At 66.6% G+C, this 15697-nt stretch carries 11 protein-coding genes; all 11 read right to left on the bottom strand.

The genetic code is table 11. From position 1 onward, the window contains the following. Positions 1-134: 134 nt before the first annotated feature. The 11 genes from AC1RCO_RS07190 to capA all read right to left on the bottom strand — a co-directional run bounded on the left by AC1RCO_RS07190 (position 135) and on the right by capA (position 15680). Positions 135-1067 carry an alpha/beta hydrolase gene (locus AC1RCO_RS07190; protein ID WP_072442069.1) on the bottom strand — a complete coding sequence of 311 codons (933 nt, stop codon included), beginning with the start codon at positions 1065-1067 and terminating at the stop codon, positions 135-137. Between the two features lie 87 nt (positions 1068-1154). Continuing rightward, complete coding sequence (locus tag AC1RCO_RS07185; RefSeq protein ID WP_492617580.1) at positions 1155-2096, bottom strand: choline ABC transporter substrate-binding protein; 942 nt, start codon at positions 2094-2096, stop codon at positions 1155-1157. Positions 2097-2223: 127 nt separating this feature from the next. Then, positions 2224-2835, bottom strand: coding sequence for a LysE family translocator (locus tag AC1RCO_RS07180; protein WP_325985975.1), 612 nt, complete (start codon positions 2833-2835; stop codon positions 2224-2226). Positions 2836-2885: 50 nt separating this feature from the next. After that, the gene (locus tag AC1RCO_RS07175) at positions 2886-3725 is read right to left on the bottom strand and encodes an AraC family ligand binding domain-containing protein (protein WP_492617579.1); all 840 of its coding nucleotides are present in this window, start codon (positions 3723-3725) and stop codon (positions 2886-2888) included. A gap of 80 nt (positions 3726-3805) precedes the next feature. Continuing rightward, the gene (locus AC1RCO_RS07170) at positions 3806-4447 is read right to left on the bottom strand and encodes a DUF1345 domain-containing protein (protein WP_065363903.1); all 642 of its coding nucleotides are present in this window, start codon (positions 4445-4447) and stop codon (positions 3806-3808) included. A gap of 128 nt (positions 4448-4575) precedes the next feature. Continuing rightward, a complete protein-coding gene (locus tag AC1RCO_RS07165; RefSeq protein WP_492617578.1) occupies positions 4576-6492 on the bottom strand; it encodes an HAF repeat-containing protein in 1917 nt (638 codons plus the stop codon). Positions 6493-6892: 400 nt separating this feature from the next. Beyond that, the gene (locus AC1RCO_RS07160) at positions 6893-7513 is read right to left on the bottom strand and encodes a glutathione S-transferase (protein ID WP_072450555.1); all 621 of its coding nucleotides are present in this window, start codon (positions 7511-7513) and stop codon (positions 6893-6895) included. Next, complete coding sequence (locus tag AC1RCO_RS07155) at positions 7510-11154, bottom strand: AAA family ATPase (RefSeq protein ID WP_492617577.1); 3645 nt, start codon at positions 11152-11154, stop codon at positions 7510-7512. The genes AC1RCO_RS07160 and AC1RCO_RS07155 overlap by 4 nt, the downstream gene beginning before the upstream one ends. After that, positions 11151-12395: an exonuclease SbcCD subunit D C-terminal domain-containing protein gene (locus AC1RCO_RS07150; protein WP_011061024.1), complete on the bottom strand. Its 1245-nt coding sequence runs from the start codon at positions 12393-12395 to the stop codon at positions 11151-11153. Before AC1RCO_RS07150 ends, AC1RCO_RS07155 begins: the two co-directional genes overlap by 4 nt. 134 nt (positions 12396-12529) lie before the next feature. Beyond that, the gene (locus AC1RCO_RS07145) at positions 12530-13501 is read right to left on the bottom strand and encodes an AraC-like ligand-binding domain-containing protein (protein ID WP_077934014.1); all 972 of its coding nucleotides are present in this window, start codon (positions 13499-13501) and stop codon (positions 12530-12532) included. A 91-nt stretch (positions 13502-13592) separates the two neighbouring features. Then, the gene (gene capA / locus AC1RCO_RS07140; protein ID WP_169891769.1) at positions 13593-15680 is read right to left on the bottom strand and encodes a caprolactamase subunit alpha; all 2088 of its coding nucleotides are present in this window, start codon (positions 15678-15680) and stop codon (positions 13593-13595) included. Positions 15681-15697: the final 17 nt, after the last annotated feature.

The following is a 15697-nucleotide window of genomic DNA, read 5'->3' as shown; positions in this document are numbered from 1 at the left end:
ACCTTGTTTTTGGAATTATGGGTTCCAGTTGCGCTGAAACCGGTTTCAGGAAACCGCAAAAGCGCTTCGGCCGTCAATAGTGCAGAGGCAGGAAATAGCATCCACGCAGGTCGGTGGCTGACCAACGGTCGCGTTCAGGGGCGGCCCAGGTGCTGTTCCAGGTAGGCCAGCAGGGCGCTGTACAGGGCGTCCACTTCAGGGGCCAGGCCCCTGGCACGCAGGCAGCCGTGCACCAGCCCCAGGCCCGGGTACAGCTGGCTTTGCCCACCGGCTGCGAGCAAGTGCTGGTGATAACGCTCGCCGTCATCGCGCAGCGGGTCGAACTGTGCCAGGGCGATAAAGGCCGCGGGCAAGCCGGCGAACTGTTGCGCCAGTAGCGGCCGGGCATAGGCCGAGCGCTGCTGCGGGCCGGGCAGGTACAGGGCCTGGAAACAATCCAGGTCGCTGCTGCTGAGCAAGGGCGCGTCGGCGCACTGGCTGCGCGAGGGCAGGTTGGCGGCGCCACCCAGGCCGGGGTAGACCAGCACCTGGGCCGCCGGCCCGGGTTCGCCGGCATCGCGCAGGGCCAGGCACAGCGCCGCCGCCAGGTTGCCGCCGGCGCTGTCGCCCATCAGCACCCGGCGCTGCGGGTCCAGTGGCAGGGGCAGCAGCCCTTGTTCCAGGGCCCGCCAGACCCCCAGGCAATCGTCGAAGGCGGCGGGGAACGGGTGCTCCGGGGCCAGCCGGTAGTCCACGGCGATCACCAGTATTCCCAGCTCGCTGGCCAAGCGGGCGGTGATGAACTCGTGGGAGTCCAGGCCCCCCAGCACCCAGCCGCCGCCGTGCAGGTACAACAGCCAGGGCCAGCCCGAAGGTGCAGCCGGGCGCTCGGGGTGATACAGGCGCAGTGGCACCCCGGAAAGTTGCAGCTCCTGTACCGCCAGCCCGGCCGGGCGAGGCGGGGTGAAGGCCCGGCACATGCGCTCGTAGCTGTCGCGCAGGCCCTGGAAGCTGCTGTCGACGCTGGTGTAGCTCAGGGTTCGCTGGACAAAGGCCGCCAGCTCGGCAGAAAGCGGGTAATGGTTCATGGACAGTCCTGGAGGGTGGGAGCCGGCTTGCCGGCGAAGGGCCCGTGAGACCGCCTGCGCCGGCAAGCCGGTTCCTGCAGAGGGTGGCTACAGGCTCGCTTTGACCGCTGCCACGCCATCGCCGCCGTCGAAGGTGGTCACCCCCGCCAGCCAGCGCTGCAGGTCCTCGGGATGCTCGCGCAACCATTGCCGGGCCACCTCCTGGGGCGATTGGCGCTGCATGATGGGCACCATCAGCTGGCTTTCCTGGGCTGCGGTGAAGCTCAGGTTCTTCAGCAGCCGGTCAACGTTGGGGCAGCGCTCGGCATAGTCCGGGGCGGTCACCGTGGACACCGTGGCCGCGCCTTCGTTGGGCCCGTACACGTCCTCGCTGCCGGTGAGGTAGGTGATGGCCAGGTTGATGTTCATCGGGTGCGGGGTCCAGCCGACGAACACCACGAACTCCTTGCGGTTGATCGCCCGCTGCACCGCTGCCAGCATCCCGGCCTCGCCGGACTCGATCAGCTTGAAGCCCTTGAGGCCGAAATGGTCGGTGTCGATCATGGTCTTGATCGTGGTATTGGCGCCGCTGCCGGGTTCGATGCCGTAGATCTTGCCCCCCAGCTGCTCCTTGAAGCGGGCGATGTCGGCGAAGGTCTTCAGGCCCGCTTGCGCCACGTAGTCCGGCACTGCCAGGGTCGCCTGGGCATCGGCCAGGCTGGGCTGGGCCATGACCCTGACCTGCCCGGCGGCCAGGAAGGGCGCGATGTTCTGGTCCATGGCCGGTTTCCAGTAGCCGAGGAAGATGTCCAGGCGCCGGTCGCGAATGCCGGCGAAGATGATCTGCTGCACCGCGCTGGTCTGCTTGCTGTCGTAGCCCAGGCCGCCGAGCAGCACGTCGGCCATGGCGCTGGTGGCGATCACGTCGGTCCAGTTGACCACGCCCATGCGCACGGTCTTGCAGGCGGCGGGCTCGGCGGCCCAGGTCGGGGCACTCAGCAGGGCGCTGGCGCAACAGGCCAGGAAACAACGCTTGAACGGTGTTTTCATCGGAGGCTCTCGTGGGGCAGTGGTTTTTGTTCGGGGCGGCGTCTTGTTGCGCCGTGTGCGCCACCCTACAGCGCCCCGGTGCCGAGCCAAAGGCACTGGAGCGACCGCCCGTTGCACTGTGGCGACCTCAGGCCCACAGGCTCATCCAGGTGGATGCCAGCAACAGCAGGGCCATGCCCCGATTGAATGCCTGCAGCGCCCGCGGCGAGCGCAGCCAGCGCGCCGAACCGGCCCCCAGCAGTGCCCAGGCGCCCAGGCACGGCAGGGCGATGAGGAAAAACACCAGGGACAGCCACAGCGCCCGCCACTGTCGGTCGGCCTCGGTACCGGCGAACACGCTGACCACCGCCAGGGCCATCATCCAGGTCTTGGGGTTCACCAGTTGCAACGCGGCGGCGCCGGCCAGCCCCAGGCGGCGCGGCTGCCCGGCACTGGCATCCAGGGCGCTGGCCGGGGCCTGCCAGATCTGCCAGGCCAGGTAGCTGAGCCACAGCAGCCCGAGCCACTGCATGGCCTGCTGCACCTTGGGCCTGCCGGCGAGCCAGTCGCCCAGGCCGGCGCCCACCAGCAGCACGATCCCGGCCGCGGCCAGCGCCGCGCCGAGGATGATCGGCGGCGCCGCCCGCAGGCCATGGCGGGCGCTGTTGTTCAGCACCAGGATATTGGTCGGCCCCGGGGTGATGGAGGCGACGAAGGCAAACAGCACAAAGGGCAGCAGGGTCGAGAGAGACAGGGGCATGGCGGGCAACTTTGGGAAGTGATCGGCAGTTGATCCTGGCCCAGTTGCTTTCAGGCGTCTGGAAGCTTTGTGCAGCGCTTGCGATACAGCGCCGGGCTCAGCCCGTAGGCACGCATGAACCAGCGCCCCAGGTGGCTCTGGTCGGCAAAGCCCAGGGCCGTGGCGACCTCGGCCGGCGCTGCGCCTCCGGCCAGCAGGCGGCGTGCCCGGCTCAGGCGCAGTTGCACCAGGTAGGCATGGGGTGGCAGGCCGAAGGCGGCCTTGAAGGCGCGGCTGAGGCGAAAGCGGTCGACCCCGCAGGCCTGGCTCAGGGCTTCCAGGCTCAGGTCCTGGGCCAGGTGTGCATGCAGGTAGTCCCGGGCCCGTTGCGCCACCAGCGGCAGGCGCGGGTCCTGGGTGTAGCGCCGGCGCCAGTGCAAGTGCCCGGTCAATTGTTCCAGCAACTGGTCCAGGGCACTCTGGCGGACGATGCGCAACTCGCCATGGTGCAGGCTGTGAAAGGCCGCGCTGGTGGCCCGGGCCAGGCGCGGATCGCTGGCCAGGGTACTGCCGAATGCCAGTTGGGCATTGGCCGGCGCCTCGGCGAACAGCGCCCCCAGTTCGCGCTCCAGCCACTGCGGGTCGAGGTACAGCATGCGGTAGGTAAAGCCGCCCTCGGTGGGGGCCTCGCCGTCGTGGATTTCCCCCGGTTCCAGCAGGAACACCTTGCCCGGCGTGCTCTGGTGCCGGGCCCGGCGGCAGTTGAACTGCTGCACCCCTTGCTCGGTGACGCCCACCAGGTAGCTGTCGTGCCAGTGCGGGTCATAGGCGTGGCCGGTGAAATGGGCCCGCAGGGTCTCGATGCCGGTGTCGGCATCCTGGGCCAGGTCGATCCAGTTGGGCGTGGTCATGGGGCGGTCCGTGGGGCGTGGCGGCAACCCTGGCAGTTAACGCCGGTGCCAGGGCTGGGGTCTAGAAGTTTTGTGCAGCCTCAACTGAACAGCCCGGCGGCGATATTGATCGAGAAACCGAGGATCGCGGTGTTGAACAGAAAGCCGATCAGCGATTGGGCGAGGACGATCTTGCGCAGCTCGCGGGTGGCCACGCCGACGTCCGAGGTTTGCACCGCCACGCCGATGGTGAAGGAGAAATACAGGAAGTCCCAGTAGTCCGGGTTGGTCGGGCCTTCGGCAAAGCGCAGCGCCGGTTCCTTGCCGTCCCAGGTGTAGTAAAGGCGCGCGTAGTGCAGGCTGAAGATCACCCCCACCAGCAGCCACGAGCCGATCACCGTCAGCCCGGTGAAGCCGTAGTGGACCAGGCGCTGGGTGCTGTCCAGGTCCTTGCTGCCCACCAGCTCCAGGGTGATCGCCACCAGGCTGGCAATGGCCGCCACACAGACGATCAACAGCACCAGGCCGGCGTTTTCATCCTCGGCTTCGGCGATGCGCCTGACCTCATCGGCCCGGGCCCGAACGGTGAGCCAGAACATCAGTGCCAGGTAGCTCCAGACAGCGGCGTTCCAGCCAATGAGGATCTTGCCGGTCAGGCTCTGGGCAGGAGCGAGCAGACCAATGGCGCAGCCGATCAGGACGCCGATGGTCAAGCGGGGGTGGGTGCGGATGACGACGGACATGGGCATTTTCGCGAGAGTGGAAGTGGCCAAACCTTAGCATGGTGCTTGGCTCCCGGGCCCGCCCAATGGCGAACGTGCACCCGCATCCCCGGCCGGCCTCGAACTCCGGCCGGTGGGGCAGGCTGCTATCAGAACTGATAAGTGAAGGCTGTCTGAATACCGGTCACATCACTGCCACCTGGTTGCTGCGCCCAGAACACGCCCGTATGCACGGCGCTGTGTTCGTTCAGGGCATAGCTCACTCCCGTGCCGGCCCCCAGGCGAGCGTCGTGCTGTTTTCCGGCCTGGTAGGTGTAGCGCCCCAGGTACTCCATTTGGGCGTGAAAGGCATCGCGCTTGTTGCGCAGGTCCTGGGTCAGCTCCAGGTTGGCACTGAGTTCCAGCTGCCGGGTGAGCTTTTTGGCGCCCCGCACACCGAGGTTCAGGCTGGTGGTCGTGCGGCCCATTTTCGCGTAGCTGGCTGCAAACACCGCGCCGCTGTTTTCACGATAGCCCTGGCGGCTGACCTGAGTCTGGCTGAGGCCCAGATACGGCGTCAGGGTCATTGCATTGAGCATCACGCCGTAGGCGCCTTCGATGCTCAAGGACTTGCCGCGCAGGCTCGAACGTCCTTGGCCGGCCTCGGTGTAAGCCAGTTGTTCGCGTGTGATGTCGACCTTGGAAGACACATAGGCTGCGGCCACACGGCCCTGCCAACCCAGCCCGTGGCCTGTTTCATCAACGGCGGCGAAGAGGGCGACCGCCGGTGCTGCCGACCCTGCCTTGGTGTAGTTGTCCGGCAGTTGCCGATCGAGGTCCTGATCCAGGGTGACGCCAAGGCGCAGATGCTCGGTGGGACGAACCCCCAAGGTCAGGCTCATGCTGGTCTGCCTGGCCACGCTGTTGCGGCTGTAGCTTGGGCCCACACCGATACAGAACGAGCCACTGTCGATCTGGCATTCCTGGCTCATCAATCGAGCCAGTTGTTCGCTGCGCAAATCGAGCATCCCCCAGGCCCGATTGGCGTTCTTGGCCATGGCGGTGCGGGTGTTGTCCAGGTCGACAAGGTGGGAACCTGTTTCGGTGATTTTCCATAGCGCGGCGTGCGTGGCACCTTCGCCCGTAATGCTGATACCCACGACAACATTGCCGTCAGCGGAGACGCCGGTCGCCGATGACGTTCCACCACCCAGGGTGCCCAGGTCGACCATGCCGCTGGCATCGGTGTGCCGGAATGCATGGGGATCGCCAGTGGCCGTCGCAGCTGTACCCACGACGACGCGACCGTCGGCAGAAGCGCCATAAGCAAAGGAAGGGCCACCCCATGAGCCCAGGCCGACCATGCCGGTGGTGTCAGAGTGTTTGAACGCTTGAGTGTCGCCTGTAGCTGTCTGGGCCGTTCCCACGACAACATGGCCGTCAGCGGAGATGCCGAATGCCAGTGAGGTCTGCCCTCCCAGGGTGCCCAGATCGATCATGCCGCTCGCGTCGGTGTGCTTGAAGGCGTGTTTCAGGCCTGTGCTGGAGTCGATATTCGCGTATCCCACGACGATGCTGCCGTTCGCGGACACGGCGGTGGCAAAGGAGACGCCGCTGTTGTCCGCCTTCAGGGTGCCCAGATCGATCATGCCCTTCGCGTCGGTGTGTTTGAACGCACGATAGTAGCTATTGGTTGCAGACGAATAGCCTACGACAACCGCGCCGTCAGCCGATACGCCTGTCGCCTCTGACATCCCCTCTCCACTCAACGTGCCCAGGTCGACCATGCCGGTTGCATCGGTGTGCTTGAAGGCGTGAGTGTGGTTACTGGAGAGGGCGGCGAACCCCACGACCACCTTGCCGTCAGCGGATACGGCCTTGGCATGGGATTGATTGCCACCCAGTGTGCCCAGATTGACCATGCCGGTCGCATCGCTGTACTTGAACGCATATTGATTGCCGCTCGTGAACTCAGTGCCGACGATGAAACGGCCGTCAGCCGATACACCGTAGGCGACGGAGTCATCAACGCCTAAAGAACTCAGGTCGATAGTAATGTCGGCACAGGACTGTGCTGAATAAATCATTCCATAGATCAGTGTTAGTGCGGCTGTTGCAAAAGGCGATTTCAATGTAATGAACCTGGCGATAAAGTAAATGATTACAGCGGCCTGAGTAATGGAATTTTTTTATGGGCGAACAGGCTACTGCCGAGGTAAAGGCTTGGTTTACGCAGCGATGAGGGTGTGACGCCCGGATGGCTTGGGGTTTAGGGCCGGGCGGGGCGCAATGGCGTGAGTCGAAGTTGTCTTGCTTACATGCGGGTAGTAACTGGGCGTTTAACTAATTGCTGTGTTGGATATGAATTTGATGTGTCGGGTTAGTTTAGTTATTAGTTGCGGATGAAGTCTTTAGGAAGATTCTGAAAGCCGGTTATTTCGGCAGCTCAATCTATTTGAGGCTGCCGATGCGCGCATCTTGTGAAGGTTATTGTTTGGCCATGACTGCCAGGAACAACTCTGATTCGAGTTGCTCCTGCAACCACTCCTGCAAGGAGCGATAAGGCGTCTGGGCAAACCACTCCCGGTCCACATGGGCAAACTGGCGAACAAACGGCAGCAGCGCCATGTCCGCCAGGCTCGGATGCGCCGCCAGCAGATAGCGGCGCTGCTGCAACAGGCTATCGAGGCGCGCCAGAAACGCCTCGCCCTGGGCCCGGTAGTGCTCCATGGGCGCCTCGGGGTAGCGCTCGGCGTACTTGTAGCGATTGAGGTGCACCTTGAACACCTGGTCATTCTCGGCAATCAGCGCCGCCATCTGCGCCTGGGCCGTCGGGTCCGCCGTGAGCCGCCAATCCTCGGGGTCATGCTGGGCCAGGGCCCAGTGCATGATCTCCAGGCTTTCATCGATCACCCGATCCTCCAGTGCCAGCACCGGCACCGTGCCCTTGGCCGACAGCGCGAGCATCTCGGCCGGCTTGGCCTTGAGGCTGACTTCGACAATCCGCATTGGCACCCCGGCATAGCGCAGGGCCAGCCGCGCACGCATGGCGTAGGGGCAGCGGCGAAAGGAGTAGAGGGTCGCCCCCGGCGTTTGCAGCGTGCTCATTTCACCTCCAGGGTGCTCAGGCCATTGCCCTGGCGGCTGACCTTGATCTGTACCGGAATCCGTTCGTGCATTTCCTGTACGTGGGAGATCACCGCCACCTTGCGGCCCTGGGCCTGCAGGCCGTCGAGGGCATCCATGGCCAGTTGCAGGGACTCGGGGTCGAGGCTGCCGAAGCCTTCGTCGATGAACAGCGATTCGATCTTCAGGGTGCTGGAAGCCATGGAGGCCAGCCCCAGGGCCAGGGCCAGGGACACCAGGAAGGTTTCGCCGCCGGACAGCGAGTGCACCGAGCGCAGTTCGTCGCCCATTTCGGTGTCCAGCACCAGCAGGCCGAGCATGCTGCCACCGCGCTTGAGGCGGTAGCGGCGCACCAGTTGGCGCAGTTGGGCATTGGCGTGGTGCACCAGCAGGTCGAGGTTGTAGGCCTGGGCGATCTTGCGGAACTTGTCGCCTTCGGCCGAGCCGATCAGGGCGCTGAGCCGGGCCCAGCGCTGCCACTGGGCGTAGGCCTGTTCAAGGCGTTGGTTGAGGGCCTGGTTGGCGGCCTGGCGGCGCTGGTCCTCGCTTTGCCGTGCACGCAGGTCCGCCACCTGTTGTTCGCTGGCCTGGGCCTGTTGCTGCAGCTGTTCCAGGGCCTGGGCCAGTTGTTCGGTCTCCAGGTTGCCGTTGTGCTGGGCCTGATGCTGTTCCAGGCGCTGCTGGCGTTCCTGCAGCAGGACCTTGGCCTGCTCGATGGCCTTGTCGTTGTCTTGCAGGCGCTGGCGCAGTTGCTGCACCTGTTCTTCGTCCAGCTCCAGCAACTGTTGCAGGCCGGCGTCATCCAGTTCCGGGTGCCCGGCGCGCCACTGCTCGATGCTGGCGGCCAGCTGCTGTTGTTCGCTTTCCAGGGCTTGCAGGCGTTCTTCCCGGGCCTTGAGCTCGGCGCCCAACTCGATCGCTTGCTGGTGCAGTGCCTGCTGCTGTTGCTGGGCCAGGGCCTGGGCGCTGCGGGCCTGGTCCACGGCTTGCTCCAGGTGCTGCTGCCAGTGCTCGGCGCTGGGTTGCTGGCCCAGCAGTTCGGCGAGCCTGTGCTGGCAGGCCTGTTGCTGCTGGTGCAGGGTGTCGAACTGCTGTTGGGCCTCGGCCAGTTGCTGCTGGCGGGTCAACTGGCGGTCCTGTTCCTTTTCCAGGGTCAGCTGGCGCTGTTGCTGTTCTTCGGCCTCTTCCTGCTGCTCGCGCAGTTGCTCGATGCGTTGCAGCACCTGCTGGTCGAGCTGCATGAAGGTGCTGGCCGGGTCGCGGCGCAGGCCGTCGAGGACCTCTGCCGGCAGCAGGTGGCTGAAGCTGGCCAGTTCCTCGTCCAGGCGCTGGCGGTCGGCGCTCAGTTGCTGCTGTTGCTTGTCCAGGTGCTGGGCGGCCTGCTGGCTGGCGTCGATTGCCGCCTGCAGCTGGTTTTGCAGGCGCGCGGCATCTTTTTGCAGGGTCAGCAGGGCGCCCTGGCGGTTTTCGTCCTGGGTGATGCTCTGCTGCAGCTGGTCGAGTTGCTGTTGCAGCCAGGCGTCGCGCTTGGGCGGGTCCTGGTCCAGGAGGCTGGCGCTCAAGGGGTGGGCTTGCAGGCTTGGGGCCAGGGCCTGCTGCTGGCTCGCCAGTTGTTCCTGCTGCTGGAGGAATTCCTTCTGCTGGGCGATCAGCCCCTGGACCTGGGCCCGCAGTTCGTTGAGCTGTTCCTTGAGGCTGTCCACCGTCTTGCGGGCGCTGGCTTCTTCGTTCTCGTCGTGGCGCCCGAGGCTCTGCAGCAAGGCTTCAGGCTGGTGGTAGGGGTGCTCGACGCTGCCGCACACCGGGCACGGCTGGTCGCTCTGCAATTGCCCGCGCAATTCCTCGACGCTGGCGCTGCGGGCCAGCCGCTGGCGCTCCAGCAGGGCCTGGGTGACGCTCAGGGTCTGCTCGGCCACCACCAGCTCGGCCTTGGCCTGCAGGCCGACCTTGTTCAGTTCCTCGCGCTGGGCGGCCACCGCCTGCTGCCTGTCCTGCAGGGCCTGGCCGCGCTGGTCCAGTTCGCGTTGCTGGGCCCAGAGCCGGGCCAGCTCTTCGACGGCGCGCTGCTGCTTGCGGTTGTCCTGGAGCAGGGTGCCGAGCAACTGGATCTGCTCGGCCACCGCCTGGGGCTCGGCCCCGGCTTCGCTGTAGAGCAGTTCGAGCTGCGTGCGTTGCTCGCTCAGTTGCTGGGCGGCGCTGCTGGCGCGCTGTTCCAGGGCCGGCAGTTCGGCCTGGCCCTGGTGCAGGCGATTGCCGATCAGCATCAGCTGTTGCAGGCGTTCGCGGTAGGCGTTCCAGGCGTCGCTCAAGGGGGCGAGGGCGACGCTGTGGGCCAGTTGCCCGGCGATCCGCTCCAGGCGTTCGCCCACCAGGCGCTGTTTTTCCAGCAGTTGCTGGATGCCTTGCTGGCCCTCGGTGCTGGCCTGCTCGGCGCGGCTGCGTTGGGCCTCGGCCTGGGCCAGGCTCTGCCCCAGGCGCTCCAGGTTGGCCTGTTCGGCAAAGGCTTCGCGCAGCAACGGGGCGCTGGTGCTGTGCTGTTCCTGGGCCTGGGACAGGGCCGTGCCGGCGTCCTGCAGTTGCTGTTGCAGGCGTTCCTGCTGTTGTTGCAGGGCGCCTTGCTGTTCGACCTGCTGCTGGATCTGCTGGCGCAACGGCAGCAGGCTGGCGCCCAGCTCTGCCTGGCGCAGGAACTGGTGCCGCTGCGGCGCCAGTTGTTCCAGGCGTTGCAGGCGCAGGCGCTCCGGGGCCAGGGCCAGGGCGTCCTGTTCGGCCGCTTGCAGTTGTTCGGCGGCGCTCTGCCGGGCTTCCTGCCACTGGCGTAGTTCCTTGAGCCAGACGTGCTGGGCTTCCAACTGCCTGAGCTGGGCCTGTTGCTCCTTGAGCTGTTGCTGGGCCTGGCTCAACTGCTGTTCAAGCTCGGCCCGGGCCTCGGGCTCCAGCGGGCTGATGCCGCTGGCCTGGGCCTTGAGCTCCTTGTGGGCGTCTTCGGCCTCCTTGCTCTTGCTGTAGGCGCGGCGCCCCAACTGGCTGTAGACCGCAGTGTTGGTGAGCTTTTCCAGCAGCTCGCTGCGTTCCTTGTCGTCGGCCTTGAGAAAGGCGCTGAACTCGCTCTGGGCCAGCATCACCGCCCGGGTGAACTGTTCGAAGTTGAGCCCCAGGCGGGCCTCGATCAGTTGCTTGTATTCGCTCTTGCTCTGGTTGCTCAGCAGCTGTTCGCTGTCAAGGTCGGTGAGGTTCTGCCGGCTGCCTTGCAGCTTGCCGGTGGCTTTGTCGCGGGCGCGGTTGGTTTCCCAGCGGGCGCGGTAGCGACGGCCGTCGATGCCGACAAAATCCACCTCGGCATAGCCGCTGCCGGTGCCGCGGCGCAGCAGGGTGCGCGGGTCGCTGGTGAGGATCTCGCTGTCGACCTCGGGGACCTTGGTCTCGCGGCCGATATTGTTCAGCCGCGGCACCGCGCCGAACAGCGCCAGGCACAGGGCATCCAGCAGGGTGCTCTTGCCAGCGCCGGTGGGCCCGGTAATGGCGAACAGCCCGGCGCTGGCCAGGGGCTCGGCGGTGAAGTCGATCTCGAAGGGGCCGGCCAGGGAGGCCAGGTTCTTCAGGCGGATGGCCAGGATCTTCATGGCTGTTCACCTTCTTGCTGGACGTCCTGCAACAGCAGGGCGAAATCCTTGAGGGTGGCTTCGTCCACCTCGTTGGCGTAAGCGTCGCGCCAGGCGCGGCGGAACAGTTCTTCGGGGGTCAGCTGGTCCAGCTCGATCAGCTCGGCACTGGCCTCTTCACCGTCGCCTGCGCCCTTGCCGGCGTATTCGGCGGCGATCCGCACCAGGCGCACGGCCTTGCCTTGCAGGGCGCTTTCCACTTGCTGGCGCAGGTCCGGCTGGGGCTCGTCCAGGCGCACCCGCACTTCCAGCCAGGGCTGGCGCTGCTCCTCGGCCAACAGGTCGATGTCCGGCAGCTCGCCGAGCTGGGTCAGGAGTTCCCCCAGGGGCGCCGGGCCCAGGCGTTGCAGGTTCACCGCGCGGGGAATCAGCCGCGGTTCGACGCTGACCAGGGTCTCGCCGTCCAGGCGCACGTCGAGGATCTGGTGCTGATAGCCGATCTCGGAGAACGACAGCGGGATCGGCGAGCCGCTGTAGCGGATGCGCTCCTCGCCGTTGACCTTCTGCGGCTTGTGCAGGTGGCCCAGGGCCACGTAGCTGATGTCCGGGCCGAACAGGCTGGCGGGCAGGGCCTCGGCGTTGCCGATGATCAGGCTGCGTTCGGAATCTTCCGAGACCGAGCCGCCGGCCATGTGCGCATGGCTGACGGCGACCAGGGCCTGGCCCGGCTGGCGCTTGGCGTTGGCCGCGGCGATCAGCCATTCGTGGACCTGGGCAATGCCCTTGAGGTAGTCGTCGCCCAGCTGGCGGCCGGTGACTTCCGCCGGCCGCAGGAACGGCAGGGCCAGGCACCAGGCGGCGACCTGGCCGCTGGCGTCGGGCAGCGGCAGCAGCAGGCGCTCGGCGTCCAGCTGGCCGTCGTCCAGCCACAGCACCCGGCCCAGGGCGTGGGTGCGCAGGCGGCGCATCAGGGGCGCCGGCAGCTCGATGCGCGAGCCGGAGTCGTGGTTGCCGGCGATCATCACGACGGTCAGGGCCGGCTGCTGCTCGTGGGCGCTGACGATGAAGTCGTAGAGCCGCTCCTGGGCGCTGACCGGCGGGTTGACTGTGTCGAAGATATCGCCGGCGATCAGCAGCACATCGGGCTGTTCGTGCTTGAGCTGGCGCAGCAGCCACTCCAGGAAACAGGCGTGTTCGAAGTCGCGTTCCTGGCCGTGGAGGTTCTGGCCCAGGTGCCAGTCGGAGGTGTGAAACAGACGCAAGGCAGGCTCCGCATGCAAAAGGCTTGGCCGCACATAAGGGTGACCGCGGCGAAAGGGCAGAGAGTTTACTGGCAAATGCGTGTTCATGCCCGAGCCGTGGCAAATGCCCCGGCGCCGCCAAGTGGGGCCGGCGTTCAGTGACGCGGTACGACAGTGCCCTGGCCGGCGCGCACTTCGCTGGCGGTGCAGCCGAACCGCTGGCGAAAGTGCCGGGCGAACTGGGCCTGGTCGGCAAACCCCCAGCGCGCGGCCAGCTCGCCGATCGACAGGCGGCAGTGGGCGTCGCGCAGTTGGCGGTGCACGGCGCAAAGGCGCTGCTGACGAATCCATTCGCCCAGGCTGAAGGGGCTGTCGGCAAAGAGCTTGTGCAGATAGCGCAGGGAAATGCCACAGGCGCTGGCGATCTGCCTGGGGTTGAGCTCCGCCGAGCCCAGGTGCTGCTCCACGTAGCTTTCGATGCGTTGCAGGTGCAGGGCGGCGAGGCTGGAGCTTTCACTGCTGAGCACCCGTTCGTCCTGGCGCAGGGTCAGCAGCAGGGTCGCCAGGGCCTGTTCCAGCAGCATATGCCGCGCCGCCGGGGCGCATTCGTCGAAGCGCGCGGCGCACATGGCCAACTGGTCGGCGAAGATCCGCCCCAGGCCGCGCCGGGCATCGAAACAGAAACGGGTGTAGCGCTCGGCGCCGCGCAACTGGCCGTGCAGGGCCTGCTCCGGCAGCTTGAACACCCAGAGGTCGTTGTCGCTGGCGTAGCGGAAGCGGTAGGGCGCATCGCCCCGCTCGAAGATGAAGCTGCCGGGGCGGCAATGCAGCTCGCGGCCGTCCTGTTCGAACAGCACCTCGTGGCGCCGGGGAATGGTCACCAGGTAGCAGGCCTGGGTGTCGTTGCTGACCTGGGCCTTGCTCCGGGAATAGCCCAGGCGGCTGGAACGCAGGCGCGACAGGGCCAGGGCACTGCTGGGGGTTTCCCAGATCCGCAGGTTGCCCTGGAAGGGGCGGTCGCTGCTGAATTCAAGGGACAGGGGAAAGTAGGCGTTGCCAATGGCTTCGGCCCAGCGGGGCTGGCATTGGTGCTCGGGCCAGTAACGGGTGGATAGCTGCTGAACCATCATCACTCCTGCTTTCTTGTGTTTTTTAGTCAGGACAGCACCGGGTGGTCAGCCACGGTGCCGGTGATCTTTGGGCAAAAGCGCGGGTCGGTCAATCGGCAGGCGTCAGCCGGTAGCAGGCCGAGGGCGCGAGCGTCGCCTGCCAGCCCGGCGGCACCACGATGTTGGTGGTGGCTTCCTCGATCACGCAGGGGCCGGTGAGGGTCTGCCCGGCCTGCAGCTGTTCGCCCTGGTAGACCGGCGTCGGTTGCCAGCCGCCGGCTTCGTCGAACAGCATCGAGCGCTGTTCCCGAGGCGTTGCCGGCACCTGCTGCTCGGGGATCGGCAACTCCGGCATCGGTGGGTGCTGCAGCCTGGCGATCACCGAGCATTCAAGGTTCACCAGCTCGATCGGGCTCTGCGGCTCGCTGTAGGAGAACAGCGCCTTGTGCCGGCTGTGGAAGGCCTCGCGCAGGGCGCCGAGGCCGGCCGGGTCCAGCTCGTTGCTGGCCAGCTCGACGCTGCATTCGTGGATCTGCCCCAGGTAGCGGATTTCCAGGTGGTACTGGGTATCGACCCGGTTGCCGTTGCTGAAGCCGTCCTGGCGCAGGTTCTCCAGGCCCTGTTCGCGCAGCCGGGCCAGGGTCCGGTTGAGCAGCGCCAGGTCCACGTGCTGGTCGTCCAGGCGCATGGGCAGGGTGGTCAGCTGGTCGTAGCGGATGTCCGAGAGGATCTGCCCGAAGGCGCACAGCCCCGAGGCCACCTTGGGAATCAGCACCACCTGGCTGCCGATTTCCTCGGCCAGGCGGATCACGTGCATGCCCGCCGCGCCGCCGGCGCCGATCAGGGCGAACTGGCGGGGATCGTAGCCGCGCTCCACCGATACCCGGCGGATGCCGCTGACCATGTTCAGGTTGACCAGGGTGATGATTCCCAGCGCCGCGCGCTCGATGCTGATGCCCAGGGGCTCGGCGATCCGGCTGGCGATGGCCTGCAGCGCCGCCTGGCGTGACAGGCGGATGCTGCCGCCGAGCAAGGCGCCGTCCGCCAGGTAGCCCAGCGCCAGGTTGGCGTCGGTCACCGTCGGCTCGCTGCCGCCCTTGCCGTAGCACACCGGCCCGGGGTTGGCTCCGGCGCTGCGCGGGCCGACCTGGAGCATGCCGAAGGGGTCCAGGTGGGCGATGGAGCCGCCACCGGCGCCGAGGGTTTCCACCTGGATCATCGGCACGCCGATGCGGTAGCGCAGAAAGTCGCTGTCCTTGCTGAAGTTGGTGCGCCCACCCTGGCTCAGGGTGATGTCGAAGGAGGTGCCGCCCATGTCCACGGTGATCACGTTGTCGATGCCGAATGGCCGGGCCACGCACAGCCCGGCCTGGGGCGCCGAGGCCGGGCCGGAATTGATCGCATTGACAGCCCGGGTGCTCATGATCGCGCCGGGGGCCAGGCCGCCGTTGGACTGGAAGTAGCGGGTCGGCTGCTGTGCGCCCAGTTCTTCGAACAGGCTGTCGATGCGCTCCACGTAGCGTTGCATCACCGGGCTCAGGTAGGCGTTGACCACGGTGCTGGAGGTGCGGGTGTATTCACGGATCTGCGGGAACACTTCATTGCCGGTGCAGACGAAGACCCCGGGCAGGGCCGCGCGCACCAGCTGTGCGGCGCGCTGCTCGTGGGCCGGGTTGCGCACCGACCAGACAAAGGAGATGGCCACCGCCTGCACCTCCTGCTCGCGAAAGTACTCGATGGCCCGCAGGATCGCCGTTTCGTCCAGGGGCGCGTGCTCCTGGCCGTCGCTGCGCATGCGCCCGCCGATGGGCCGGCGCAGGTGGCGCGGCACCAGCATGTGGGCCTGGGGGTAGCTGGCGTCGTAGCGGTGGCCGTCTTCCTTGTGCCCCAGGCGGATTTCCAGGCTGTCTTCGTGGCCGTCGGTACACAGCAGGCCGACCTTGGCCCCGGTCTTCTCGATCAGGGCGTTGAGGGCCACGGTGGTGCCGTTGATGCACAGATCGCAGTCGCCGATGATCTGCGCCGGGCTGCGCCCCAGGGCGTCGGCCATCTGCGCCAGGCCGTTGCGGATGGCCAGGGTGCCGTCCTGCGGGGTCGAGGGGGCCTTGAACAGCTGCACGTTGCCGAGCTGGTCGGCGAGGATGAAATCGGTGAAGGTGCCGCCGGCGTCGATGCCCAGGCGATAGTGTTTGCTCATGGGGGGATGCTCCGTGG

The organism is Pseudomonas sp. GW823-FHT03E05, assembly GCF_058796855.1.
The sequence above is the reverse complement of the archived record's forward strand: the minus strand, read 5'-3'. Positions and strand labels throughout refer to the sequence as shown.

What these genes read in the sequence shown, in the direction of transcription:
- AC1RCO_RS07185 (WP_492617580.1), bottom strand. Translation starts at nt 2,096, where the DNA reads ATGAAAACACCGTTCAAGCGTTGTTTCCTGGCCTGTTGCGCCAGCGCC.
- AC1RCO_RS07175 (WP_492617579.1), bottom strand. Translation starts at nt 3,725, where the DNA reads ATGACCACGCCCAACTGGATCGACCTGGCCCAGGATGCCGACACCGGC.
- AC1RCO_RS07170 (WP_065363903.1), bottom strand. Translation starts at nt 4,447, where the DNA reads ATGTCCGTCGTCATCCGCACCCACCCCCGCTTGACCATCGGCGTCCTG.
- capA (WP_169891769.1), bottom strand. Translation starts at nt 15,680, where the DNA reads ATGAGCAAACACTATCGCCTGGGCATCGACGCCGGCGGCACCTTCACC.
- AC1RCO_RS07190 (WP_072442069.1), bottom strand. Translation starts at nt 1,067, where the DNA reads ATGAACCATTACCCGCTTTCTGCCGAGCTGGCGGCCTTTGTCCAGCGA.
- AC1RCO_RS07155 (WP_492617577.1), bottom strand. Translation starts at nt 11,154, where the DNA reads ATGAAGATCCTGGCCATCCGCCTGAAGAACCTGGCCTCCCTGGCCGGC.
- AC1RCO_RS07165 (WP_492617578.1), bottom strand. Translation starts at nt 6,492, where the DNA reads ATGATTTATTCAGCACAGTCCTGTGCCGACATTACTATCGACCTGAGT.
- AC1RCO_RS07160 (WP_072450555.1), bottom strand. Translation starts at nt 7,513, where the DNA reads ATGAGCACGCTGCAAACGCCGGGGGCGACCCTCTACTCCTTTCGCCGC.
- AC1RCO_RS07145 (WP_077934014.1), bottom strand. Translation starts at nt 13,501, where the DNA reads ATGGTTCAGCAGCTATCCACCCGTTACTGGCCCGAGCACCAATGCCAG.
- AC1RCO_RS07180 (WP_325985975.1), bottom strand. Translation starts at nt 2,835, where the DNA reads ATGCCCCTGTCTCTCTCGACCCTGCTGCCCTTTGTGCTGTTTGCCTTC.